Genomic DNA, 22,793 nt, shown 5'->3' on the forward strand with positions numbered 1-22,793 from the left:
AAACATATATTGAGAAGTACTAAATAAATTCTTTGGGCTTAGCGGCTACTGTAAGCGTCACGCCGCAGTCGCTACAAGCTTCCTCATAGATCTCTGGAGGAGCAGGGGGAACAGTTAGTGGAGGATAAGCTAGGGACATTAAATGTTTCTGAACCTTGAAGCCCGATGTTGCTAGCAGTTCGTCTACCTCCCTAGCTGTGTAGAGTCTCGCCCTCGCAAGGATCGGGTCGATGCCTTTCCGGGCTATCTCCATGTAAAATTTTCCCCAAGAGCTTTCCCTCTCGATGAAGAGGACGGCAAGGACGCCTCCGGGCTTAAGTATTCTCCATGTTTCCTTTAGGGCCATGGCTGGATCATGGAGAAACTCTATAACGGTTACCATGTATGCAAATGAGAAGTAGCTACTCCTTAAGGGCGTGTCCTCAGCTACACCTGCAACTGCAAAAATGCATCTGCCCCGTGTATAGCCGTGGCGAAGCATTCTAAGGGATGGATCAAGGCACACTATGTCTCTCTCTTCTCGGAGAAGCCCAGAAAACCTGCAGGTCCCAGAACCTATCTCGACGCCGAGCCCCCTGGGCAATACACGTCTAAGCATCTCTGCCTCTGTCTCTAAGACAGCCCTGCCTGACTCGGCATCATACCACGAGTCATAGTTCTCGACGTTTGAATCAAATAGACCAATTATGTTTCTTGTAGCGTCCATTTCCAGGTCAGTAAAAATATTACGCCTAGTTTTATTTTAGTTGCACTCTAATGGCAACACGCAGTTATTTCTAGTGTGCTTTCCCGTGGCTTAACTTCACCTTCGTGACCATGAATCCCATAGGTAGGTCGCTTTTTCGATTCTGAGATCCTCTGTGCGAAGGTTACTTCTTGGCTTTTGGGCGTATGTAGCTTTCTATTCTTTTAGTGAATAGTAGATTCTTTTGCGTTTGGCTCCTTTGCTTTCAAGTTTCTTTAGTACAATTTCTCCAACTTCACACGTGTTTTTCACGTGGGGTCCGCCGTCTGCCTGTATGTCGATGCCTGGGATTTCTACTATTCTGAGTTTCTCTACGCTGGGTGGGAGACGGCCTGCAAGCTTGACTATGCCTGGTATTTTTAGTGCTTCTTCCCTGCTGAGCCAGTATACCTTTACCTCTATGCATTTTTTCAGCACGGTGTTTGTTTCGTCGACTGCCTGCTGGAACGCGGTTTTCCAGTCTTCGACGTTTGAGAGGTCAAAGTCGTCCTTTGCTTCGTCTGGCTGGATGTGCCCGCCAGTGACTAGGGCGCCGTATCTGTTATATAGTATTGATGCTAGGACGTGGGAGGCTGTGTGGAGCCTCATCATCTTGTGTCTTCTCTCCCAGTCTAGGATGCATTTCACTTTGTCTCCTGGCTTCAGCTCTACAGTCCTCGAGAGTACGTGTGCAACGTCGCCGGCTTCTTCTACTGCCTGGACGACTTCTACTTTGTCGCCGTTGGGCAAGACGAGCCAGCCCTTGTCTGTGTCTAGTCCGCCTGAGGGCCCCGGGTGGAAAATTGTTGAGTCGAGGAAGACCTTGTTTCCATCGATTTTTGTGACGGCTGCTTCTGCCTCTCTTAGGTAGCTGTCCTCCTGGAACAAGAGTCTAGCCATATTGACCTTGTACTATTCTTTGGTATATTTTAATGTTTGCTGGTTGGGTTGGGAAAAAATTCAGCACGCGGTAATCCGGCTCACAGGTCACCGGGGGGCAAATGCGTCATCATCGCTTCAATTTTGGTTTAGGGGAGTATTTATTTTTAGGGCTGTAGGGGGTTTTCTACTAGGAGTTGCCTAATCATATTTGCAAGCTTTAGGGGGTCTTCCCCAAGTATGACCAGTGTCGGCTCCAGGTTTGGCTTGTCTTTGTAGAAGTAGGCCTGTGCCCTGTTGCCGGCTCTAATTGCTCCCACTACTGGGCAAGGATCCTCATAGCTCGATGCGTCGTAGACTTGTATTCCTGCTTGTTCAAGTTTCTCGACGAGTTCTTTTTTGTAGCGCAGGTTGATGGCCGCTCTATAGGGCAATCCTGATCTTTTAGCTTCTATGAGTAGTTTTGCCAGGTATGTTGAGCCGCCTGGCGCAGGCTTCCCGCATATCTTTGGACCACTTTTTGTCTTGATTATTCTCCCGTCGAGGGCTAGCACTTCCCTGGGATTGTCCGTGTCTCGGGGCAGGTAGGCGATGTTTGTTCCCGTCTCTGGTAGCAGGTTGCTTTGGTATAGTATTCTTGCTAGGGACTCTGCGGCTAGTTTTAGCATGGATTCGTCTTTCTCGAGTAGACTTGGCGAGTACAGGGTTTCAACTGGTAACGTTTGTCTTGGTTTCTGGGGCTTCCCGTCTATTAGCACCTGTGTGGTATCTCTAGCAAATACCTTGCCGATCTCTTTGCATTTGATGCCTTTTTCGCTACAGTAGGAGAGGAGCCCGGGTGGACTATTTGCGATGGCGATTAGTGTTCCATAGCTTGGAGAAGTTAGAGGATCGAGGCCTGATGGGAAGCCAGGGTATAATGGTATCTCATTACTGCTTATATCTATCGCTACTGAGTATGCCTGTGCAATGTCTTCTATAGCCCTGTAGACTCCCCCCTCGGAGACGTCGTGCAGAAGCTTGAGGCCCGGGGCACTGGCAAGCTGGATTGCTGTTGGGAGCGGGGTGAGCGTCCTGGGGTCGATTTTTTCTCCCATGAGCCAGGCCGTCTCTAGGCCTACTTCTCCAATCAGGAGAACTGTGTCTCCTGGGCTAGGCCGCTCTCTTTCTCTGACCCTTTTCCCGATTATTGTTGTCGAAGCTATGGGCCACTCGATGCCACGGTATCTGGCTGTGTGTCCACCTATGAGTCTTGTTCCATATTTTTCGCACTCTCTTAGGAAGTCTTTCATTATTTTCTCGATTGTGTCGTCTGGGTAGCCTTCTGGGAAGTTTAGATCTAGCAAAGCGTAGTCTGGACGTGCGAAGCTGACAGCTATGTTTGTGGCAGCGTAGTGGTAGGCAAAGAAGCCTAGAAACTCGTCTGGCACGCCTATCGCAGGATTAACGGTGGCCAAGTAGTCTCCGAAAATCTCGTTGGAGTCTAGCTCGAGCTTCTTAGTGCCTATAGTCTTTAATATTTTATCGAGTGGAACTTTCCCAAGAATACTATCCATGTGTATCTAAAGAGGATGGCCCTATAAATTTCTGTTTAGACCCGATGAAAATATTTTTTACCAAGGAAAGGGATATCCTTGCTCGCGTAGCTTGTTGTACTCTTCTTCTAGACGCTTCTCTATTTCTCTGATTTTTGCCTCTGGAGGAGAGAAGAGCAGTGTTATGCCTATCCAGGCTACAACGAGGAAGAATGTTTCAACAACAAAGAGGGAAGTAATTTTCATTACTAGTAGCTGTGTCTCGATGCTTGCGAAGAGCAGAAGGTATGCATAGATGGAGCCTAGGGTAAATGCGAATATGAGAATTATTAGGCCTGCAAGCCTGTCCTTGTCGAGGGATTTTTTCATAGGAGACTCTGTTTCTTGGGGCTATAAATTTCTAGCTCCCTTTTCCTATCGACAAGAGAAAGAGGCAAATTGCAACTTATGGTGCGGAAGCGGTGCCTGGGGCTGGTTGACCATTGTAACATTTACTCAGGCCTGCTGTGTTCTTTTTCCTTTCCTAGCGCGCAGCTTATGATTTATAATCTCCAAATGACTACACGTCTATCTTTTTATGAAAGAATGGGAAACTAAATTTTTCCATGATTCTTATTGAGGGCTTTCATCATTTTTTGACTATATTTAGTTGCCACTGTATATCTGCATGAAGTAGTTTGTCTCTTGTCTGGCTATGTTTTCATCGTATATTACTACGCTTGCCTCGTGGTTCCTCATGAACGCCGAGTAGCTCCAGTTGTGGGAACCTACGATAACTATGTAGCCGTCAATTATGATGAGTTTGGTATGTGTGGTCCTAGACCTTGTATCGTATCTTACTGGAACCCCGTTGTCTAGGAGACGTCTATACGTTAGCTCGTTCTCGTCTATAGTGTTTTCTAGGACGACTTTCACGTCTACTCCTTTCTTTGCTTTTGAGATTAGTAATTCGAGGACTTTTGCCACCTCGTCTGTGTCGCTTTTGAATTCAAACATTGAAATGTAAATGGATTTGTTTGCCTTGGAGAGTAGGTCTAAAAGTTTGGGGTAGTAGTCTCTATTATTGATTATTTCAAGCTTTATGCATTCCCCTTGCGGTATAGGTTGCTGTGGAGCTTGTACAGTTATTTGTTGGGTCTGGGTTTGGCCCAGGCGGAACCCGGCGTAAAATGCTAGGCTTGCAATGATGACTATGACGAGAATTATGCTTGTTGCACTTCCACGTCTCATAGGATATACTATGTTTTGTTTGCTTTTAAATTTTGTAGGATTTCTTCAACTTTGTTTACGAGTTGTGTGCGGACTTCTTCTATTGTGCCTGATGCGTCTAACACAATGAACTTGTCTTTTTCTTCCTCCGCCAGTTTTAGGTATTTTTCTCTTACTCTGTACATGTATGTTGGATCTTCGAAGCGAGTGAGGGAAGACCTATTCCTGAGTCTCTCAATGGCCTTCTCTACTGGTATGTCTAAAAGGAAGACTATGTCGGGCGGCTTTACGAATTTGTTTACTCTACGTATAAAGTCTTGGTCTGCCCCTCTGGATGACTGGTATGCGAGGCTAGCATAAAGGGTTCTGTCAGAGATAACTATTTTTCCCTCGCTTAGCGCAGGTAAGACTATTTCTCGTTGAAGTATAATCCTGTCTGCCGCAAAAAGGTAGACTTCTGCCTCGACGTCCAGGTTATATTTGTAAAGAACTTCCTTTATTGCTTGTACCCATGGTTCCCTTACAACAATCACACTGTACCCCTTGTTTGTCAGGTACTCGTATAGCAGGGATGCTTGTGTTGTTTTTCCAGAGCCATCTATTCCTTCGAGAGCTATGTAGAGGCCGCCAGGTATCTTGGCTAGGTTTCCGCCGTAGTTTTTCTTTTTCTCAGTTTTTATTAGTCCATGCCTGGGGCAATAGTATTCTATGATTAATTCACCTGTAGGTGTGGCTGTTCTTTCGATTTTTGGGGTAATATAGTCTCCGCAGTGGGGACAGAATATTTTCTCTCCTACTAACTGGTTCATGTAGCTCGTTATGACGACTTCTATCTTATAGTTTTCTTGTATAACTATGTTATGCAGGATGATAACAAATTTATATTTGAAGATAACAAAGTTATATTGTGGATGAGTTTACACGTATTGTAGGCTGGCTTACGAGGATTGGCGAATCAGAAGTCCTGCTAAGCGAGATCTCTAGGAACAATAGGAAGGCAAGAGAGGTCGTTAATCTCTTGGGAAAGTATGGCTTGATAAACTACCAGAAGAAGGGAAGGTTTCAACTTGTTTACCTTAGCCATAAAGGTCTAGAGGCATATCGTCACATCCTTGCCGCTAGGAGGGTTATCTATGGAGAGGAGATTACTCCTAGAGAGCCTCTTGCTTCCAAGCTACCTGAGAGATCGAGCGGGCCCGAAAGGGGCATTGAGACAAGTAGCGAGCTTCCAAGTTATCTTCGTGATAATCCGTGGCTTGAGGTTTTAGCTAGTAGGAGCCGTGGGAGGGTGTTTGGATGAGTAGACAGGTTGTTGTTGGGAAAGAGGTTTTTTCCCTTAGCCATCTCAAGGTTTTTCGAAGAGAAGAAATTGAGAAGTTTATGGGAGACGTTGCTGAGGAGTTGACATTTCTGTCCGAGAACACTGTGGTTGTTTTTTCTCCAATCCGGCTAGAGGTTACCTTTTGCGAGGAAAAACACGTCTTGTCTCCAGGCTTGACGCATGTTAGGGGGACACAGTTGGAGATAGCTGGTGGAGCATACTTGCCAGCTTTTCTTGACGAGGAGTACCTAGAGTACCTGCTTTTCGACCTGCCCCGTGAACTTGACAAGAAGCGTGTGCCCATCGTTGTCGAGGATAGCCACAAAAGGTTTACTAGGTGGGTTCATGAGGGGTTAATGTACTCCTATGACATATTGTCGCGTATAGCAAAGGTGTACAGGGTCCCGATAATAGTGTATGGGGACAGGGAGACCGAAAACATGTGGAGTTTCGTAAAGACATTTGCATGTGAGAAGATCGAGGGTAGGGGTAAGTGTTTCGTCGATGGGAAGCCGTGTGGTGAGGGCGATGCCACTTCCTATTGAAGAGCTAGGAAAAGAAGAGGGCATAGGCAAGGTAACAATTTCTAGGCTCAAGAATGCTGGGATAGATACCGTTGAGGAGCTGTTGCTTTTCAACCCTGAGGAGCTTGAAGAAATAGCTGGCATAGAATTCGAGAGAGCGCTTAGGCTAGTTAGAACTGCTAGAAGGCTTGCCCGGTGGGAAGTAAGTGTCCAGAAGGGAGACGAATATGCTTCCCAGATTTCTGGGCGAGACACTCTCTCCACTGGTGTAAGTGGTATCGACGAGTTGCTTGGGGGTGGTCTTGTTGTTCAGGAAATCTACGAGTTTGCGGGTGAATATGGTTCCGGAAAGACACAACTCTGTCACCAGCTCTCCGTAACTGCACAGTTGCCGCCTGGGAATGGTGGGCTGGGAGGAAAAACTATCTACATTGACACTGAGGGGACGTTTAGTCCCGAGAGGGTAACGAAGATTGCAGAAAGATTTGGCATTAAAGATCCGCTCGAGAATGTATTCGTGGCTAGACCTATAAATGTAGATGAGCTGGAAGAGCTTGTTGTAAGAGGCTTGAAGCCGTATTTAAGACAGGGCGTAAGACTAGTCGTTATAGACTCTGTTATAGCGCTTTATAGGGCACAATTTAGGGGGCGAGAATGGCTTGCGATGCGTCAGCAGAGGATAAACTATGTTTTGGACTGGCTCAAGAGGCTTAGCAGGCTTTACGACTTGTTGATTGTTATAACTAACCAGGTTGTCTCTGTGCCGAGTAGCTGGGGCGTGGCCGTTAAGTTGCCAGCAGGTGGAAACATTATAGCACATGCTTCTACGCATAGGTTTTTCTTGAAGAAAGCAGGCGACTCCTGGCTTATGGAAGTCCTTGACTCGCCTAGGTTGGCAAAAGGTGCGTCTGCACAGTTCACCATCAAGGATGATGGAGTCTGGGATGCCTGAAGAGGCTCTTGTATACGGATATAGGTTACTTAGGACTGCTATTAATAGGTTCGAGAAGGCCAAGGTGTCAAGAGACCCAAAAATTAGTGTTACAGAGATTTCTTCGAGGCTGGCTAGAGGCAAGGGCAAGGGCTATGAGGAAGGTCTCAGGGTACATTCAAGTATATTTGGCGATGTCGACTGGATACTAGAGTATAGAGACGTGTGTATTCCTTTTCCTCTGGCATGGCTTTTTAGGTTTGGCTGGGTTCATGGTGTGGCCGATACTATATGTTTCAGGTCTTTGGTGCCTTATAAGATTGTAGAGGTAAAAAGCTATGATGAGGTAAAGCTCTCTGAGGCCACACAGGCCAGCGTATATGGGCTCCTAGTTTTCCTAAACTTCGGAGTAAAGCCCGTCGTCTACGTTGAGACGCCACATCGCCTTGTCTTAGTGAGTGATTGGGAGGAGAAGGCTCTAGATGCATTGCTCTATGCTCCCAAGATTATTCGTAGAGAAAAGAATACGTAGGAATGCTACGCTAGAGCTCATATATGTCGTAGTTCGCTTTTCTGCGGTGTACATGTAATGCTTCATATACTATTCCTATGTTGTATCTACCATTTGCAATAATGTCTCCAAAGGGAACTGTGTAGCGTTTGTTGGCTGTGACATAGCCAAACAGCGTAAAATCTAGTATAGCTGTACACGTATAGAGGGTTTCTGCTAGTTGCTTTTCTTCGTAGGGGTCTGGGAAGAGAAACGTATAGACTGTTCCTGTGCCGGTCAGGGCGTATGTGTTTTGGACGTAGTGTAGGCTTGAGAGTGCCCATGCTATGTGTTCTTCGTGTCCCTGCGTTGTCTTTATTTGTAGTAGCCTTGTTGCATATCCGGGGGGTGGGTTAATTATTACCTCGTTTTCTAGTCTTATGGGCTTAACGTGGCTGGTATAGTGATAGTTTAGCGTCTGATTTTTCATGTTTTTTCTTTGGGCTAGTTGTGATAGCTTTAGGAAGGGGTTCCTCGTAAACTCTGCTACTAGCTCGAGGTCTAGATTGTCTATTTTCTGTTGTTGCTTCGGTGGCGGCATATGTACCAATTTTCTGGTTTCTAGGAGCTCTGTAAGCTGTAGAGTATTGGATGTTATTTTGCCGTGCATGTAGACTGTAAGCGGAGAGGAGTAGGGGTTCCAAGAGAAGCTTGTTATCCTCCACATTTGATTGGGGTCTGCTTGTAGTATGTCTGCAAAGTCTTTTTGTGCTCCATCTGGGATTAGTGCTCTCAGCATGAGTATTTTTTGCTTGGATTTTATTAGGGTAGTTTTCTGTATTATGTATGGTATGTTTTTTTCCATTATGTCTTGGGAGAAGGGTAAAAGCATGAGGTATTCTATTAGACCTATGGAGGCGTAGTCAAATTTGCCGTAGATCTTTATTCCTTTCCTTTCAAGACCCGTGATAAGTTTAGACACGTAGGACGGAGTTGTCTTTAGGCTTCTTGCAATGTCGATGTATTTCCTCGCTACAACTGCATACTTTAAAGCGTTGTATTCAAGTTCTCTTAGTTTCTGCAAAGCCGCACCACAAACTAGAAGGCGCGAAAAAAATTAATTTTTACTTGTCAAAAGTTGCTAAGTTTCCAAATGCAGGACGCCTTCTAGGAGTTTCTCGAGCGTGTAGCCTTCATCCAGCTTTATTCGAGGCAGGAGGACTGCTAGAAGCTTAAACTTTTCCTCTGAAGTCTTTTTAATTTCCAAGATCTTAGCCTTGATCTTTTCTAGATACTGCAAGTATTCTTCCCCCGTCCTATAGCTGTTTTGCCAATCATAGAGAGCATACAGTGTTGCTCCCAGGATTTTTCCTCTGTCAAGGTCTGGAAACAAAGAGTCTTCTCTGATAATCTCGGCTATCTCTATGATTCTATTAAGGGCTTCCTCGCCAACCCTTGTTAAATAGGTTTTTCGATTCCTTCTCTCGATGAGACCCCTGACAATAAAGCCGTAGGTAATTAAGTATGGATCTATCTGGTCAAACCCAATACCAGAGAGAACGCCGCTAGGTGTCGCCCTGTTGTTCCGTTTGTTCCACTCTTCGGAAAGATAGCTCACTATAGTCTTTAGGGCTTCGTGGAGTTCGCCATATACCTGTTCTTGACGCATGATATGACTGTGGTATATCCATCTAATTAAGCTTTATTTCTTATCTGTGTTTACTTTCGGTCTACTTCAACGACAACGTTTTTATATTTATGGTGTAAGTTTTTACTCGGAGTGTCTAGTAATGCCTAAGAAAGAAAAGGTAAAGGTTGAAGAAGAGGAAAAAACATTTGAAGAAGAGATTGATGCAGATAAGCTAGCAGAGGAGATTTTGGAAGAAGAACCACTTGAACCGTCTGAAGAGGAAGTTCCCGAGGGAGAAATAAGACTAGAGGACCTAGATGGCGTGGGGAGAATCACTGCTCAGAAGCTTAGGGCGGCTGGTTTCTACTCTGTGCGTGACCTTGCATTTGCTTCTGCACATGAGCTAGCTGTTGTCCTTGGTTCTGAAGAGAGGGCCATAGCCATAATCCGGGCTGCACAGAAACTGGTTAATAGAGGAGAGGAATTCATCACTGCTAGGGCGCTTTTTGAAAAGAGGAAGAACCTTGAATACATCAGTACTGGTGTTCGTAGTTTGGATGATTTGTTGGAGGGTGGTGTTGAGGTTGGTAGTATTACTGAGCTGATTGGTGAGTTTGGTGCTGGTAAGACTCAGATTTGCCACCAGCTAGCGGTGATGGTCCAGCTACCGAAGGAGAGGGGAGGCCTCAACGCTAGGGCACTATACATAGACACAGAGGGCACATTCAGGCCGGAGAGAATAATACAGATAGCAAGGGCAAAACAGCTAGACCCAGAAAAAACACTAGAAAACATAATCTACGCAAGAGCATACAATAGCGATCACCAAATGCTCTTGGTAGATGAGGCTAAGAAATACATTGAAAGTCAGAATATTAGACTGATAATTGTCGACAGCCTCATTAATCACTTCAGAGCTGAATATCCAGGCCGCGAAAACCTGGCATCAAGACAACAAAAACTCAACAGGCATATTAGCCAGCTTCACCGGCTTGCTAGCCTATACAACCTGGCCGTTGTTGTTACTAACCAAGTTATGTCGTCACCGGACATCTTCTTCGGAAACCCCATGAAGCCAGCAGGCGGAAACATAATGGCTCATGGATGTACATACAGGATTTGGCTCAGGAAGGCAAAAGAGGGCAAACGTATAGCAAGAATCATAGACAGCCCCAAGCATGCTGAGAAAGAAGTCGCCTTCGCTATAACAGAGGACGGCGTCACCGACATTTAAAAACTGTTTAGATGCGAAAACTTTTTAGGCAAACTCTCCCATAGTATCAACCAGGTGTGAATCATGGGAGGTAAGAAGAGACCCACAGTATCGGCCCTAGAAAAGAGAGCCACGAAAGAAGAAACAACAAAGAAGAAAGAAGAAAGCAAAAAACCCCAGATGAAGTTAGAAGCTTCAACAGGGAACTTGACAGAGGTTTCCCTCGAGCAAATAATAAAGGAACTCAAGGGCTTAAGGTACATTACGCCTTACGTTTTAGCTTCGAGATTTTCCATAAAACTTAGCAGGGCAAAGAAGACACTGAAAGAGCTTGAGCTGAGAGGCCTAGTTGTTGCTGTGGACAGGAACTCTAAAGTCCCAATATATGTTCCTGCATCAAGGAAGAAGTAGCTGGAAACAAATTTGCAGTTTTTTACTAGGGAATTTAAGTCGAGAAGATGTCTGCAATGTTCTTTTCTTTAAGATAGCTTTTCGCGACTTCAATTAATTCCTTCTTTGCATTTACGACATCTAGCTCGGTGATCTCTATGAGGCCCTTCCTGGCCAGCTCATTTATGACTTTGATTGGGTCTTTGACTCCCATTCCCATTAAATCGTCTATGAGGCGTAGTCTCCCAACACTCCAATATTTCCCGAGGTAGCGTATAGCGGTTTCAAGGTCTGATGTTATCTCGAGATCTTGGAACATTACTGGTTCTGCTGCTCTAGTTTGTTGCGGGGGCTCTGGCTCCCGCCGGTTATCGAATGTAAATATTTGGGGTTCATTTTGCCGGCTGGGAGGGAGCTCTGTTAGTTGTTCAGGCTCGTGGAGAGGTTCTTCTTCGGGCTTTTCCATATCTTGATCATTTTCAGATTCCTTGGGTTCCTCTTGTTGTTCTAGAAAAGCTAGGAGGGACGGCCCCTTAGCTGGCTTTTTAACGGAAGTTTTCCGTTGTTTCTTTTTCTCTTCTCTTAAAGCTATTTGTTTGGGTTGGATAGGGGTTTTTTCTGTGGTCGCTTCTAGGTAGTATAGGCTAGTGGGAACCTCTATGTGGAAGATTTCGTCAATGATTATCTTGTCTGTTGTTGCTTGGAAGCTTCTATCCTTGAGTAGTTCTTGTACGACAATGTATAGGATAACCGAGCTTAAACCTTTGTTCTTGCTCCAACTTACCAGCTCTTCTGCAGATACTCTTTTTTTCTGTTTTATATATTCTGAAAGCTCTCTGGTCAGCTCTGTTATCTCCTCCATTTCCTACTTCAATAATTAGACATGTGGCTTTATTAAGATTAGCGTGTGTGAATCGTCTTTGGGAAAGAATTTATTTTGAGCCCTACTTTATGCGTTGAACATGGATATATATGGAGGGCGTTGAACTGCGTAGGCTCAGCAATTTACTCCAAGAGGAGCTTATAAAGGGACTGGAGAGGCTTGGCTACAAGACACTTAATTATATACAGGTGAAGTCTCTAGAGGCATCTAGACACTACCAAAATATCCTTATTGTTGCACCTACTGGAGCCGGAAAAACAGAGGCGGCTATCCTACCAGTTCTCCGCGACCTCATCAATGAGGGGGGCGAACCTATCTTTGCACTTTATATTTCTCCGCTACGTGCTCTCAATAGGGACATTTATGACCGAATGATTGAGCTTTTCCAAATGTTTGGATTCGAAGCAGAGATACGACATGGAGATACGCCTCAAAAAACACGCAAGAAGATAGCCGAGAAACCACCCCACTTCCTGATTACGACTCCTGAGACAGCTCAGTTTCTGCTGGTTGATAAAAGGTATCGGGAAAAATTGCGTAACATAAGATGGGTCATAGTGGACGAGGTCCACGAGTTGCTGGACGACAAGAGGGGTGCACAGCTCTCGCTCGCCTTGGAACGCTTGAGACTAATTGCGCCAAACCTAAAAATAATAGGCCTGTCGGCTACGCTCAAAGACCCCTACACCGCTCTTCGACTTCTTTCTGGTAGAAGAGGCGGAACCGTGATAGAATGGCAGGAAAGAAAAATCTACGAGATAAGCATTGAGGAGGTTGGGAACGAGGCAAATCTGGAAGAAAGAGTTGAAAAAGTTGCCTCTTATTGCCGAGAGGGGGGCGTAATAGTCTTTACCAATACTAGGGATACTGCAGAGCTCATTGGAAGAATATTGACTCATGAATATGGGCTAAATGTTAGGGTACATCATGGTAGCCTTTCAAGAGCCGAAAGGGAGGAGGCTGAGAAACTCTTTAAGGAGGGAAGAATAGATGCCATTATTGCAACGTCCAGCCTCGAGCTAGGTGTGGACATCGGTTATGCAAGACTTGTAGTTCAGTTTGGGTCCCCAAAGCAAGCAATAAAGCTTGTACAAAGAGTTGGAAGAGCCGGTCACAGTTTATTGGAAAAATCGAGAGGTGTCATTGTACCATTATTTCTCGAGGATGCGGTGGAGTCGGCCGTCCTAGCTAGGAGGAGCGTCAATGGGGACCTAGAGGAGCAAGCACCACACGAGAAACCTCTAGACGTGTTGGCACACCAAATAGCAGGGCTCGTACTCGAGTATCGTGAAATAAGTCTTGAAAAACTCTACGACGTAGTGACTCGGTCACTTCCCTTTGAAAATTTATCTCTAAAAGAACTAATAGATCTCCTGGAGTTTATGCGTTCCATAGGAATAATCAGATTTTCAAATGGAAATATCACTATGGGAAGAAGAACAATTTCATATTACTACTCTTCAGCTTCCATGATTCCTGAATCCTTCTCGTTTGACGTTGTTGAGATGGCGTCAAGGAGAATAATTGGTTCCCTAGACTACTCCTTCGCTTCACTTATAGGCAAAGGCAAGATAATCATTCTAGGCGGAAAAGCGTGGAACGTAGAAGAAGTAGACATAGAGGCAAACAAGGTATACGTCACGGAAAACATACATGAATTCGGCGAACCACCTATATGGACAGGGATGACCCTACCTGTAGATAGAAAAGTTGCACGCGAGGTCGCTTCCCTCTATAGACGCATAGCTGAAAACACGTCATCAAATGGAGAGCTGGAAAAACTTCGAAGAATGTATGGTTTACCGGAAGAAGCCTTCAAGAAAACTGTGGAGCTTGTAGGCAAGACTCTTGAAGCGTTAGGAACTGTTCCAAGCGAGAAAAATACCCTTGTAGAACTCGTGAGGAGCAGGGATAAGACCCTCGTTCTGGTTCACTCCTATCTCGGTACGAAGGGGAATAACCTGCTTGCCTTTCTCCTAGCAGATGCTTATCGGGGATATACTGGATCCTCTGCTAAATATTTCTCCGACCCCTACAGGGTTCTGCTTGTTAGCGAGTCTTATGTGCCGCCGGGAAAGCTTAGAGAAATATTGGTGGAGGGGCTGAAATGGAAACTTCGTTTTCTCAGCGATGTTATACGGGAGAGCAATTCATATCTAATTGAGTTCACACACGTTGCTTCAAAGATGGGCATAATAGACATAAAGAAGTCGAGACCAGAGCCAGGAGTCTTGTCAAATATTAGGAGGAAACTTGTAGGGACGCCTGTCGATGCGGAAGCTATAAGGGCAACTATATTTGAGCACTTCGACCTTCGTTCAGTAGAAGAATTCCTTCAAGACATAGAAAGAGGCAAAAGACCAATAATAATAAAAGAACTAAACGACTTGACACCTCTGGCGCAGTTAATATTTGAGAAGCCGACCGTGAAGGCGGGTGTAGTTGCATCAGATATACCCGCCTCTGGCATCATACAGGCAATTATAAAGAGGATCGAGAACTCGCACGTCCTACTCTACTGTATAAACTGTGGACAATGGTGGCAGACAATAAAGGTTGCTGATTACCATTTGTTTTCCAAGTGTCCGCGTTGTGGCTCAAGAGCCCTCGCAGTTCTAAGACCATACGAGGAAGAAAAGATAAAGATCCTTGAAAAATGGAGGAGAAAGGAAAACCTGTCAGCAGACGAGAAAAAATTTGTTGAGAAAGCTAGGCAATCCGCTTCTCTTGTCTTGTCGTATGGATATCCAGCAGTATTTGTCCTCGCAGGTCACGGTGTTGGGCCCACAACTGCTAAAAACATATTATCAAAAGGCGTCAGCATGGAGGCTCTAGCGAGGAATGTTCTCCAGGCAGAGGCAAACTATACGAGGACAAGAAAATACTGGGAAGAATGAAAAAAGCTTTCTTTTAAAGGGTTCTTCTAACGGAAATTGGTCTTTGTTCCTTGACACTCCTCCAGCATGCTTCAGCTATCTCGACGACCCTTAATCCGTCTACCCCCGTTATCGGTGGCTTCTCGTCCCGCAGTATCGAGTTGATGAAGGCAGCGTCCTCAAGGACATATGCGTCATAGAACCTTGACCAGAACCATTGAACCCCTCTGTATATCAACCCGTCCTTGGATCCCACAGCTAGATTGGGGTCAGTTTGTGACCCAACATATATAGTGCCGTCTGTTCCCATGATTTCTGTACGAAGGTCATAGCCGAAGACACTTTTCCTGCTCCCGTGTATTAGACCGTATCCTCCTCCCTCGAACTCGAAATTGATTGTTACCACGTCTAAGTCGCCTTTCTGCTTAATTTCGTTGTAGAGGAGCGCGTCGCCCTTGACATAGACTTCCTTAACTTCTTTACCCATTAGGTACCGGGCCATGTCGAAGTCGTGGGAAAGCATGTCCAGAAATATGCCGCCGCTTAGTCTAGGATCCTGTGCCCATCCGGGCGGCGCCCCTGGGTCCCGGGCAATATTTATAAAAACTAGAGGGTTTCCGATTGAGCCCTCAACAATTTTCTTCTTTGCTGTAGCGTAGGCATCGTCGAATCTTCGCATGTAGCCGACCATTAGCTTGACGCCGGCCTTTTCAGCGGCCTTTATTGCCTCGATGGCCTCACTGGAGGTGACAGTTATAGGCTTCTCGGTAAACACGTGTTTGCCGGCTTCCGCGGCTTTAACTATCATTTCCTTGTGGAGATTAGTAGGAGTCGTTATGAAGACAGCGTCTACCTCTGGGTCTTTGAGCAACGCGTCATAGTCTGTATAAGCCTTTACTTTGTATTTTTCTGCAACAGAGTTAGCCAACTCGGAAACTACATCCATAACTGCGACTAGGCGGGCGTTTTCTAGCCGAGTAAAAGTTATTTCTGCGTGAACCTTGCCAATTCGTCCCAGACCAGCTACTGCCACATTTACCTTTGGCATTCTTTATCGTGGACATATTCTTTTTAAAACTGCATTAAAACATATCTGGAAATGTTTAAATAAAAATACCTTAAAGAAAAAGCAAGAGATATATCGCTAGTAAACTCATGAGAGAGCCCAGCACAATAAAGAAGAGCCACTGGCTTGTTTTCTCCTTTGCCTCTAGGTGTGGAGTCTGGTGTCTCTTCCATTCTTCGTACTCGAGCCTAGCAAAGGGGGATGCCCTTTCCTGGACTTCCTCTTCATCCATTATGCCTCAACACATTTTGTACCATAAAAATTTATGTTTCCAAGAAAACTCTGAGTAAATATCGACGGAGAGGCCCAATGAGCTACATTCGACCTTTTGACCCATGGCGAGGAAAAAGCCTGTGCACCTGTCCTTTCAAGTATACAGTAAACCCCTACACAGGTTGCCAGCACAGGTGCCTCTACTGCTATGCATCCAGCTACATAAAGGACTTTTTCAATCCTCGCCCCAAAGCCAACTTTTTAGAAACTGCCAGAAAAGATATTTCAAAGATACCTAGGGGATCAATAATCAACATCAGCAGTAGTAGCGACCCCTACCAGCCTCTAGAGTCAAAGTACCAATACACTAGGCGCCTCCTTGAGCTAGTTTCAGACAACTATGTCATCGAGATAGTCGCTAAATCTGACCTAGTAACCCGAGACATAGACATACTTTCCAAGACGAGAAGCGTCGTATCAATAACCATCACAACACTCGACGAGACCCTGGCGAGAAGGCTAGAGCCGGGCGCGCCCTCCCCATCGAGGAGAATCGATGCGATAAAGAAGCTTACAGAAGCCGGCGTGCCAGTCGTCCTAAGATATGACCCTATAATCCCGGGCTTAAACGATTCAAAAGAATCTATCTCAGCCGTGCTCGAAGCTGCAGTAACGGCTGGAGCTAGGCACGTCGTGTCCTCCACATATAAAATCAAGCCAGACAACCTGGCCCGAATGCTTTCAGCATTCCCAGACCTAGAGGCAAAGTTCGAACACATTTATCAAGACAGGAAAAACAAGATACAGGGCTACATATATGCAGACAAAGAATACCGCTACAGGACACTCTCAACGGTAAGAGACGTGGCTCACAGATTAGGCGTCACATTTGCAACATGCAGAGAAGGACTATACCAGCTAAATGATAAAGGAGTTACCTGTGATGGTACTTCGCTTGCAACTAGAAATTCCTAGACAACTGGCTTCTTTAGCTCGTAGGGTTTCCATCCTAGTTTCTGGCGGAAGTCGTTTATCATTTGGACGGATTTTTCCTTTTCTTCTTTGGGCATGTGCTTGCTCTTTAGTACTCCCATTAGCAAAGCATAGAGCCTCGCGTTAATTGTTGCCTTTGATACGCCGTATTTTAGGTCTTCTTCTAGCTCGTGGAGGATCCCTTCTACTTCTTCTGAGGAGGACAGCCCTTTGGGGCCTATGTCTTTGACTTCTCTTCCGAGGTAGAGGTGGCCTTTTTCGACTACAATATATTTTCCGTCCTCGAAGGTGATTCTGCCCTTAGCTATCCTGTCGTAGAAGGTCCATGCCTCGTAAGCTTGCGGGGCAAGTTCTTTTAGTCTCGCGAGGACGTATCTCCGTATCTCGCTCGTGGTCATTCCTTCTTGTAGTTTTGACTCTACTTCTTTGGCAATTTCTATGGCTATTTCTTCTGGTGCGCCAGCGTCTACGATGGATTTGATCAATTTGTTTCTATCGAATTCCTCTAGTTTTCCTGTGCTTTTTACAATTTTCTTCGGCATAATTGTCAAAAATATTTATTCTTGCTAAGTATTTAAAGGTTGCCAAACTTAGACACTTAATTGTATACTCTTTGGAAAAACAGAATTCTATCACCAAGTATGTTATTTGTCTTCCAGCTCTGCCTCCTCAATTATGAGGGTGGCGTCGTAGTCTTTTCCAACAATCCTTGACCTCAGTATTTTTATTCTCTTTTTGAAGAGAGGTGCATCAATGACAAATGTTTCGTATTCTCCACCTTCACCGCTTGAATTCAAGATTTCTCTGAGAGCCTCGAAGTAGCTGATGATTTCCTTGCCTATTGGCTTGCCGAGCAGATCCATTTTTAGTGGGTAGGCGCCTACACGTGTAATTATTGCCGTGATCCCTGTTTCGACGATTTCTCTAAGCAACTCTATTTCGTCTCTCATCCATAGAGGGCTAAATATTTCTAGGCCCAGTTTCCTGCAGACCTCGCTAAATCTGTCGGCTTGGTACTTGGACTTTATTGCCCCTGTGACGAGGCCCTCTATTCCGTACTCGTTTTTCGCCTGTTTCAGGGCTTCTTCTAGTGCCATTAGTCCTTCTTCTGCTGAGTTGCCAGTTCTTCGAACAATTATAGGTAGTCCTAGTGCCTTTGCCTGTAGTTCTGCTAGCCTCGCGTTGGGGTAGTGAAATAGCATGCTTTCCTCGGATGCTGGCTGAAAAGTCAACAGGCATTCTATCTCGTGTGATTTGTATACCTTGTGCAGTGCTAGTGTACTATCTTTGCCTCCGGAGTATAGTACGGCGACTTTCAAGTAGGCACCTCTCTAGCTTCTAGCCTCTACTGAAGGCATAATCAGGGCATTATTAAAAGGTTGGCGACATAGTTAAGGATGTTTTAATACTTGATTTCTTTAAGGGCTTCCCTAAGTAACTGTGCAATTTTCCTGCCGGTTTCTTCGTCGAGGACGGCTCGGTTTTGTTTAGGAGTCCCAGAGGGTATCACATGTATATGTGCGTGGAATATTTCTTGTCCCGATGTCTTTCCATTGTTCATTACGATTCTTACCCCGGTGGCCCCGAGGACATTCTGCTGTGCTATTGCTATTCTCTTTGCTAACAGTATCATTTCAGAGAGGAGTGGCCCTGGAATATCAAAGATATTTTCGTAGTGGTGCTTGGAAACTACAAGCGTGTGTCCAAGGTTGACTGGATACTTGTCAAGAAAGGCTATGGTTTCCTGGGTCTCAGCGATTACGTGTGCCGGTTCTTTTCTCTCTATTATCCTGCAGAATATACACGAGGGGTTTAAAAGGTGGCTAGCCATGCTTTCCACCGCGTAGTCGTGGTGTAAAAACATATATGAGGCTTTCTTTCTTATAAGGACAGAGACCCAGGAGATGGAGAGCGATGTCGCTGGAGACCATCCAATCAATCATTGTTCCTCTGCTGGGGGACAACGTTTTAGGCATTATTGTCTTCGGCTCTGCTTCACGGCTAGAGGACTTCTCACCTCTCAGCGATGTAAACGTGGCGATTATCACGCGTGACAAAATATCGCTTGAGGAAAGAGTACTTATAGCTGAAGAGCTTGGACAAGACGTGTCAACTCTTATTTTGTCTATTGATGACTTAAAGAAGCTTCTAGAGGACGGAGAGTTCCTTGCACATGAACTCTTAGAAGACAGTAAACTTATCTATGCAGACGAGACGCTTTATCAAGTAATAACCAAAAAGCCCCCGATAACTTCGAGAACTCTAGAATATCTCGAGAAAAATGCACTGGCATGCTTAAACCTTTCCCTCGAAAACTACTTTACCGGTCGATTCCACGACTCGTTAAACTATGCCTACAGGTCTCTCCGAAGCGCTGTAAGACTTCTTGGTACAAAGGAAAACAGGATCCTCTTTAAGGATAGAGAAATTTTAACCTTCCTGGACGAGAAAGGGTTAAGAGACGAGGCAAACATATACAGAAAGCTTAGAAATGGGAGGTTTAGAGGCATAGGAAAAGGCGATCTTTTCAAAACACTTATAGCGACCTACACGGCTGTCTTCAGCCTGCTAGGCTTTAAGGGCGTCGATCCCGAAAAGCTAGTAGACTTCATAGAGAAAAACTACGCCTACATTTCATATATAAAAATTATCCCAATCGAAAACCATCTCCAAGTCACAATAAAAGGTTTAGACCTTTCGGGCAAGGAAGTATACTCAGAATTCTACCTAACCGGTGGTTCCCCCTTGGGTTGATACTTCCTTAAGAACTTATTGATTGTCTCAATATGTTGTATATAGTCCTATTACTTTCATCTAAACTCAAAGCTTCTTTATATTCTACTTTGCGATGTTTCCATAAAACTTCAAACCGAACTCTTTTAATCTTTCAAAATGTTTAAAATTTCCTGTAAGTAAAGGTAAATCTCGTGAAATTGACGTTGCAGCTATGAGAAGATCTCTGTCATCTACTAGTTTACCCTGTGATCTGAGCTTCTTCCACATTTCGGCAGCGTTCCTAAGGATATCATTGTCATGAAAAATTACAATGAAATCTTCCTCTAATAGTTTTTTGGCTTTGTAGGAATCTTTAGTGCCCCTTATAAACTCATACAAAGTTATCTCCGATATAAATCGAGGCTCGCTGGGAAGCTCTCTTCTCCCCTTTATATATTCTATCAAAACATCTGTATCAATTAGAACTCCCTTGCCCATCTTTTCACCCTCACGTCTTCGTACTCTAGCTCCAACAGCTCCTGCAGTTTCTCTCTAATTTCCTGCCGCTTCTTTTTTATTTCCTCTAGTGCCATTTCGCGTAAAAACGAATCCCATGATTTTTTTCCTTTAAGCTTTAGGAGCAAATCTCTTGTTTCTCGCGATATTGTAATTGTTGTGTTCTTACTCACAATTATAATTAAAATTGTTTCTCCACTTAAATTTTTCTGTTTATGCAAGCTTTTTTGCATGGTCTCTGAAAACTGGTGAGAAAGCACCCTATAATGGAAAGACATTTTATCTTTCTTATATCAAAAATAGTGGGGGAGACTTGAAGAAGGAAAAGCAGGAGATTAGAGAGAAAGTTTGGAGAAAATTACTGGAAGAAAATGTTGCCCTTCCACCTTTCCCTGTAGAGGGAAGGATACCAAACTTTAGGGGTGCACGGGAGGCGGCATTAAAGCTGAGCGCTTCGAGTATATATCAGAAGGCCCAAGTTGTTTTTTCGAATCCTGATTCTCCGCAGAGACATGTTAGAGAGCTTGCTTTGAGAGATGGGAAAATCCTTGTTATGGCTTCTCCACGCCTGAGAAACGGTTTTATTGTTCTAGACCCCCGAAAGATACCCAGCGACAAGGTGGGCCTGGCTTCCACGATAAGGGGTGCGTTTATTTTTGGCGAAAAGGTTCTAGAAAGGGTTCCCGTGATAGACCTGAAGGTTGCTGGTAGCGTGGCCGTTGACATTTATGGTGGGAGAGTTGGTAAGGGGGGAGGCTTTAGTGACCTCGAGTATGCCATTTTGAAGGCTTTGGGGGCTTTAAGCGAGGAAACGCCAATAGTCACGACTGTGCATGAACTGCAAATCGTCGACTTTATACCGATGGATACACATGATGTCCCTATGGACTACTTGTTTACTCCCCAGCGGGTTGTAAAGACTCAGAGAAAGTATCCTAGACCCGAAGGTATCTACTGGGACAAGCTCTCTAGCCTTGATATAGAAAGTATACCGGTTCTGAAGCTGCTCTTGCAGAGGAGAGGCTAGTTTGCTAAGCGTTTGGGGAAAGACAAAAATAGTTTTGCAACGTATCTAGAAAACGTGTATAGCTCTATAAGTTTCACATACGAGTTGCCGACAAGGATAGTTTTCTCGAGGGGGTCGCTGGGCAAGATTGGAGAGCTATCAAAGGGGCTGGGCAGAAAGGCCCTGATAGTTACTGGGAGAGGATTCGCTAAGAAGTATGGCTTCGACGCGAGGATCCGCGAAGAATTAGCTAGGGTAGGCATAGAGAGTGTTTTCTTCTCTGAGGTAGATCCTAACCCCTCAGTAGAGACAGCTGACAGGTGCGCTGAGGTTGCTAGGCGAGAGAAGGTCGACTTCTTTGTCGCGTTTGGGGGCGGAAGCGTAATTGACACCGCCAAGGCTGCAAACGTTGCCTACACGCTTGGGGGTAGCGCCAAGGACTATCTGTGGCCTAGAAGCGTTGACGAAGAGCTCATGCCCCTCGTAGCTATACCTACTACTCATGGAACCGGTAGCGAGGTTACAAAGTACTCTGTCCTGGTTGACGAGAGACAGATGAAGGTTGCAATCTCTGGCAGAGGTGTCTACCCATCGCTGGCCCTTTTGGACGCCGAGGTGTTGAGGTATCTCCCTAGAGACCAGTCGGCAAGCACAGGTCTAGACGCGCTGAGCCACGCTGTCGAAGCATTCTTCAGCGGGAAAAGCACGCCTATGTCTGACATGTACGCTTTGGAGGCCACCCGCATCATCTTCAGGAAGCTACCCTGCGCCGTGGACGGCTTCCCCGAATGCAGAGAGTGGATGCTCTATGCCAGCATGCTTGCAGGTGTAGCAATCAACTTCACTGGCACAAATATTGGGCACGGCCTAGGCTACCCCTTAACAACCAGGCTCAAACTCCCCCACGGGCTCGCCAGCGCGCTCATACTCTTGGGCGCAGTAGAGCTCTACGAGTCCCGTCTCCCCCACAGGGCCGAACAGTTCAGGAGACACATAGAGATAGCCATGGTAGGTGGACTACGAGAGGCGTTAAGAGAGCTCTATCAGAGGATAGGCGCCCCGACAAGCCTCAGGGAGCTCGGTATAGACGAGAAACAGCTTGACCTATATGTTTCGGAGGGCCTAAAGTACAAGCGTAACTTGCAAAACGCGCCGTTCGAGGTAAATGAAGAAATCGTACGAGAGATACTGGCAAAGCTAATTTGACCCGTTACCTTCTACTTAGCACAAATATATTACTTGACTTAAACCGCACCAAGAAGAACATTTGCAATATGATTTTACCCAGCTCTTTCAACTCTTTCTAAGTTACATCCTCAGAATGGCTAAGGAGATGAATGACGCAATTTTCCTGTTCTTTCAATTCTTTCTGAGTTGCATCTAATCTGCCTTTTACGTTGAATAGCATTTCGTTGTTTCCGACCTTTCAATTCTTTCTGAGTTGCATCGCCGAAGAAATTGTTAAATCTGCATACACTTCCAACTACTTTCAATTCTTTCTGAGTTGCATCCTGAATAAGAGGTGCTACTCGGAGGATTGGCATCTACCCTCACTTTCAATTCTTTCTGAGTTGCATCAACAAAGTTTTAGCGGTCTGGGAACCTTAAGCCTAGGCCCTGGACTTTCAATTCTTTCTGAGTTGCATCGTTGTATATCTTCTTGTAGTTGAGGAAGACTT

27 protein-coding genes and 1 CRISPR repeat array are annotated in these 22,793 nt (G+C 45.2%); of the genes, 11 read left to right on the top strand and 16 right to left on the bottom strand.

Features of this window, described 5'->3' with window-relative positions:
* Positions 1-19: 19 nt before the first annotated feature.
* From QXT17_RS04390 to tmk, 6 genes are all read right to left on the bottom strand, one after another.
* Entirely contained in the window at positions 20-706 is a 687-nt protein-coding gene (locus QXT17_RS04390) for a class I SAM-dependent methyltransferase (RefSeq protein ID WP_020962944.1), read from the bottom strand.
* Positions 707-901: 195 nt separating this feature from the next.
* On the bottom strand, positions 902-1,624 hold the full coding sequence (gene alaXM / locus QXT17_RS04395; RefSeq protein WP_342783069.1) for an alanyl-tRNA editing protein AlaXM: 723 nt from the start codon (positions 1,622-1,624) through the stop codon (positions 902-904).
* A gap of 146 nt (positions 1,625-1,770) precedes the next feature.
* Positions 1,771-3,159 (bottom strand): thiamine-phosphate synthase family protein, encoded by a 1,389-nt coding sequence (locus QXT17_RS04400; protein WP_342783070.1) that lies wholly within the window; start codon positions 3,157-3,159, stop codon positions 1,771-1,773.
* 57 nt (positions 3,160-3,216) lie between these two features.
* Positions 3,217-3,507 (bottom strand): hypothetical protein, encoded by a 291-nt coding sequence (locus QXT17_RS04405; RefSeq protein ID WP_288007045.1) that lies wholly within the window; start codon positions 3,505-3,507, stop codon positions 3,217-3,219.
* A 276-nt stretch (positions 3,508-3,783) separates the two neighbouring features.
* Positions 3,784-4,368 carry a phospholipase D-like domain-containing protein gene (locus QXT17_RS04410; RefSeq protein ID WP_342783071.1) on the bottom strand — a complete coding sequence of 195 codons (585 nt, stop codon included), beginning with the start codon at positions 4,366-4,368 and terminating at the stop codon, positions 3,784-3,786.
* An 8-nt stretch (positions 4,369-4,376) separates the two neighbouring features.
* The gene (tmk, locus tag QXT17_RS04415; protein ID WP_342783072.1) at positions 4,377-5,156 is read right to left on the bottom strand and encodes a dTMP kinase; all 780 of its coding nucleotides are present in this window, start codon (positions 5,154-5,156) and stop codon (positions 4,377-4,379) included.
* Positions 5,157-5,254: 98 nt separating this feature from the next.
* Between tmk and QXT17_RS04420 the strand changes: the two genes are divergently transcribed.
* Genes QXT17_RS04420 through QXT17_RS04435 form a run of 4 tightly spaced genes read left to right on the top strand, consistent with a single transcriptional unit; the run spans position 5,255 to position 7,655 of the window.
* Positions 5,255-5,647 carry a hypothetical protein gene (locus tag QXT17_RS04420; protein WP_342783073.1) on the top strand — a complete coding sequence of 131 codons (393 nt, stop codon included), beginning with the start codon at positions 5,255-5,257 and terminating at the stop codon, positions 5,645-5,647.
* On the top strand, positions 5,644-6,213 hold the full coding sequence (locus QXT17_RS04425) for a hypothetical protein (protein ID WP_342783074.1): 570 nt from the start codon (positions 5,644-5,646) through the stop codon (positions 6,211-6,213). The genes QXT17_RS04420 and QXT17_RS04425 overlap by 4 nt, the downstream gene beginning before the upstream one ends.
* Positions 6,197-7,144 (top strand): DNA repair and recombination protein RadA, encoded by a 948-nt coding sequence (gene radA, locus QXT17_RS04430; protein WP_342783075.1) that lies wholly within the window; start codon positions 6,197-6,199, stop codon positions 7,142-7,144. Before QXT17_RS04425 ends, radA (QXT17_RS04430) begins: the two co-directional genes overlap by 17 nt.
* On the top strand, positions 7,137-7,655 hold the full coding sequence (locus QXT17_RS04435; RefSeq protein ID WP_052886531.1) for a hypothetical protein: 519 nt from the start codon (positions 7,137-7,139) through the stop codon (positions 7,653-7,655). The genes radA (QXT17_RS04430) and QXT17_RS04435 overlap by 8 nt, the downstream gene beginning before the upstream one ends.
* Before the next feature lie 10 nt (positions 7,656-7,665).
* On the opposite strand, the gene QXT17_RS04440 is transcribed toward QXT17_RS04435, so the two are convergent.
* Positions 7,666-8,697 carry a hypothetical protein gene (locus tag QXT17_RS04440; RefSeq protein ID WP_342783076.1) on the bottom strand — a complete coding sequence of 344 codons (1,032 nt, stop codon included), beginning with the start codon at positions 8,695-8,697 and terminating at the stop codon, positions 7,666-7,668.
* 57 nt (positions 8,698-8,754) lie between these two features.
* A complete protein-coding gene (locus tag QXT17_RS04445) occupies positions 8,755-9,282 on the bottom strand; it encodes a hypothetical protein (protein ID WP_020962933.1) in 528 nt (175 codons plus the stop codon).
* Between the two features lie 121 nt (positions 9,283-9,403).
* Between QXT17_RS04445 and radA (QXT17_RS04450) the strand changes: the two genes are divergently transcribed.
* Together radA (QXT17_RS04450) and QXT17_RS04455 are read left to right on the top strand one after the other, a co-directional pair.
* Complete coding sequence (gene radA, locus QXT17_RS04450) at positions 9,404-10,477, top strand: DNA repair and recombination protein RadA (RefSeq protein ID WP_288007030.1); 1,074 nt, start codon at positions 9,404-9,406, stop codon at positions 10,475-10,477.
* A gap of 63 nt (positions 10,478-10,540) precedes the next feature.
* Complete coding sequence (locus QXT17_RS04455; RefSeq protein ID WP_342783077.1) at positions 10,541-10,867, top strand: 30S ribosomal protein S25e; 327 nt, start codon at positions 10,541-10,543, stop codon at positions 10,865-10,867.
* Between the two features lie 34 nt (positions 10,868-10,901).
* On the opposite strand, the gene QXT17_RS04460 is transcribed toward QXT17_RS04455, so the two are convergent.
* Entirely contained in the window at positions 10,902-11,708 is an 807-nt protein-coding gene (locus QXT17_RS04460) for a DUF6995 domain-containing protein (protein ID WP_342783078.1), read from the bottom strand.
* Positions 11,709-11,818: 110 nt separating this feature from the next.
* Between QXT17_RS04460 and QXT17_RS04465 the strand changes: the two genes are divergently transcribed.
* Positions 11,819-14,626 (top strand): DEAD/DEAH box helicase, encoded by a 2,808-nt coding sequence (locus QXT17_RS04465; protein WP_342783079.1) that lies wholly within the window; start codon positions 11,819-11,821, stop codon positions 14,624-14,626.
* A gap of 13 nt (positions 14,627-14,639) precedes the next feature.
* Here QXT17_RS04465 and QXT17_RS04470 read toward each other — a convergent pair whose 3' ends face one another.
* Together QXT17_RS04470 and QXT17_RS04475 are read right to left on the bottom strand one after the other, a co-directional pair.
* Positions 14,640-15,653: a Gfo/Idh/MocA family oxidoreductase gene (locus tag QXT17_RS04470; RefSeq protein ID WP_052886526.1), complete on the bottom strand. Its 1,014-nt coding sequence runs from the start codon at positions 15,651-15,653 to the stop codon at positions 14,640-14,642.
* A 70-nt stretch (positions 15,654-15,723) separates the two neighbouring features.
* Complete coding sequence (locus tag QXT17_RS04475; protein WP_020962927.1) at positions 15,724-15,903, bottom strand: hypothetical protein; 180 nt, start codon at positions 15,901-15,903, stop codon at positions 15,724-15,726.
* A 77-nt stretch (positions 15,904-15,980) separates the two neighbouring features.
* Between QXT17_RS04475 and QXT17_RS04480 the strand changes: the two genes are divergently transcribed.
* Positions 15,981-16,859, top strand: a complete 879-nt coding sequence (locus tag QXT17_RS04480; protein WP_052886525.1) for a radical SAM protein — start codon at positions 15,981-15,983, stop codon at positions 16,857-16,859.
* Here the strand turns inward: QXT17_RS04480 and QXT17_RS04485 are convergent.
* From QXT17_RS04485 to QXT17_RS04495, 3 genes are all read right to left on the bottom strand, one after another.
* Entirely contained in the window at positions 16,856-17,419 is a 564-nt protein-coding gene (locus QXT17_RS04485) for an ATP cone domain-containing protein (RefSeq protein ID WP_052886524.1), read from the bottom strand. The genes QXT17_RS04480 and QXT17_RS04485 overlap by 4 nt on opposite strands.
* Positions 17,420-17,521: 102 nt before the next feature.
* Complete coding sequence (locus QXT17_RS04490; protein ID WP_052886523.1) at positions 17,522-18,196, bottom strand: diphthine--ammonia ligase; 675 nt, start codon at positions 18,194-18,196, stop codon at positions 17,522-17,524.
* A gap of 83 nt (positions 18,197-18,279) precedes the next feature.
* Positions 18,280-18,708, bottom strand: coding sequence for an HIT family protein (locus QXT17_RS04495; protein WP_052886522.1), 429 nt, complete (start codon positions 18,706-18,708; stop codon positions 18,280-18,282).
* 83 nt (positions 18,709-18,791) lie between these two features.
* Between QXT17_RS04495 and QXT17_RS04500 the strand changes: the two genes are divergently transcribed.
* Positions 18,792-19,631, top strand: a complete 840-nt coding sequence (locus QXT17_RS04500) for a nucleotidyltransferase domain-containing protein (RefSeq protein ID WP_052886521.1) — start codon at positions 18,792-18,794, stop codon at positions 19,629-19,631.
* Between the two features lie 84 nt (positions 19,632-19,715).
* Here QXT17_RS04500 and QXT17_RS04505 read toward each other — a convergent pair whose 3' ends face one another.
* Positions 19,716-20,090 carry a type II toxin-antitoxin system VapC family toxin gene (locus QXT17_RS04505; RefSeq protein ID WP_052886520.1) on the bottom strand — a complete coding sequence of 125 codons (375 nt, stop codon included), beginning with the start codon at positions 20,088-20,090 and terminating at the stop codon, positions 19,716-19,718.
* Positions 20,072-20,281: a hypothetical protein gene (locus tag QXT17_RS04510; protein WP_052886519.1), complete on the bottom strand. Its 210-nt coding sequence runs from the start codon at positions 20,279-20,281 to the stop codon at positions 20,072-20,074. Before QXT17_RS04510 ends, QXT17_RS04505 begins: the two co-directional genes overlap by 19 nt.
* Before the next feature lie 140 nt (positions 20,282-20,421).
* On the opposite strand from QXT17_RS04510, the gene QXT17_RS04515 reads away from it, so the two are divergent.
* A complete protein-coding gene (locus QXT17_RS04515) occupies positions 20,422-21,135 on the top strand; it encodes a 5-formyltetrahydrofolate cyclo-ligase (protein WP_052887316.1) in 714 nt (237 codons plus the stop codon).
* A 54-nt stretch (positions 21,136-21,189) separates the two neighbouring features.
* The gene (locus tag QXT17_RS04520; protein ID WP_187148171.1) at positions 21,190-22,320 is read left to right on the top strand and encodes an iron-containing alcohol dehydrogenase; all 1,131 of its coding nucleotides are present in this window, start codon (positions 21,190-21,192) and stop codon (positions 22,318-22,320) included.
* Positions 22,321-22,404: 84 nt separating this feature from the next.
* Positions 22,405-22,761: a CRISPR direct-repeat array (repeat unit 25 nt; unit sequence CTTTCAATTCTTTCTGAGTTGCATC).
* Positions 22,762-22,793: the final 32 nt, after the last annotated feature.

The organism is Thermofilum sp. (assembly GCF_038871435.1).
Classification (GTDB): domain Archaea; phylum Thermoproteota; class Thermoprotei; order Thermofilales; family Thermofilaceae; genus Thermofilum; species Thermofilum adornatum.

Bases quoted from the DNA above. Each gene is read 5' to 3' on its own strand.
- QXT17_RS04390 (WP_020962944.1), bottom strand. From the start codon at position 706: ATGGACGCTACAAGAAACATAATTGGTCTATTTGATTCAAACGTCGAG.
- alaXM (WP_342783069.1), bottom strand. From the start codon at position 1,624: ATGGCTAGACTCTTGTTCCAGGAGGACAGCTACCTAAGAGAGGCAGAA.
- QXT17_RS04400 (WP_342783070.1), bottom strand. From the start codon at position 3,159: ATGGATAGTATTCTTGGGAAAGTTCCACTCGATAAAATATTAAAGACT.
- QXT17_RS04405 (WP_288007045.1), bottom strand. From the start codon at position 3,507: ATGAAAAAATCCCTCGACAAGGACAGGCTTGCAGGCCTAATAATTCTC.
- QXT17_RS04410 (WP_342783071.1), bottom strand. From the start codon at position 4,368: ATGAGACGTGGAAGTGCAACAAGCATAATTCTCGTCATAGTCATCATT.
- tmk (WP_342783072.1), bottom strand. From the start codon at position 5,156: ATGAACCAGTTAGTAGGAGAGAAAATATTCTGTCCCCACTGCGGAGAC.
- QXT17_RS04425 (WP_342783074.1), top strand. From the start codon at position 5,644: ATGAGTAGACAGGTTGTTGTTGGGAAAGAGGTTTTTTCCCTTAGCCAT.
- radA (WP_342783075.1), top strand. From the start codon at position 6,197: ATGCCACTTCCTATTGAAGAGCTAGGAAAAGAAGAGGGCATAGGCAAG.
- QXT17_RS04435 (WP_052886531.1), top strand. From the start codon at position 7,137: ATGCCTGAAGAGGCTCTTGTATACGGATATAGGTTACTTAGGACTGCT.
- QXT17_RS04445 (WP_020962933.1), bottom strand. From the start codon at position 9,282: ATGCGTCAAGAACAGGTATATGGCGAACTCCACGAAGCCCTAAAGACT.
- radA (WP_288007030.1), top strand. From the start codon at position 9,404: ATGCCTAAGAAAGAAAAGGTAAAGGTTGAAGAAGAGGAAAAAACATTT.
- QXT17_RS04455 (WP_342783077.1), top strand. From the start codon at position 10,541: ATGGGAGGTAAGAAGAGACCCACAGTATCGGCCCTAGAAAAGAGAGCC.
- QXT17_RS04460 (WP_342783078.1), bottom strand. From the start codon at position 11,708: ATGGAGGAGATAACAGAGCTGACCAGAGAGCTTTCAGAATATATAAAA.
- QXT17_RS04465 (WP_342783079.1), top strand. From the start codon at position 11,819: ATGGAGGGCGTTGAACTGCGTAGGCTCAGCAATTTACTCCAAGAGGAG.
- QXT17_RS04470 (WP_052886526.1), bottom strand. From the start codon at position 15,653: ATGCCAAAGGTAAATGTGGCAGTAGCTGGTCTGGGACGAATTGGCAAG.
- QXT17_RS04475 (WP_020962927.1), bottom strand. From the start codon at position 15,903: ATGGATGAAGAGGAAGTCCAGGAAAGGGCATCCCCCTTTGCTAGGCTC.
- QXT17_RS04480 (WP_052886525.1), top strand. From the start codon at position 15,981: ATGAGCTACATTCGACCTTTTGACCCATGGCGAGGAAAAAGCCTGTGC.
- QXT17_RS04485 (WP_052886524.1), bottom strand. From the start codon at position 17,419: ATGCCGAAGAAAATTGTAAAAAGCACAGGAAAACTAGAGGAATTCGAT.
- QXT17_RS04495 (WP_052886522.1), bottom strand. From the start codon at position 18,708: ATGGCTAGCCACCTTTTAAACCCCTCGTGTATATTCTGCAGGATAATA.
- QXT17_RS04500 (WP_052886521.1), top strand. From the start codon at position 18,792: ATGTCGCTGGAGACCATCCAATCAATCATTGTTCCTCTGCTGGGGGAC.
- QXT17_RS04505 (WP_052886520.1), bottom strand. From the start codon at position 20,090: ATGGGCAAGGGAGTTCTAATTGATACAGATGTTTTGATAGAATATATA.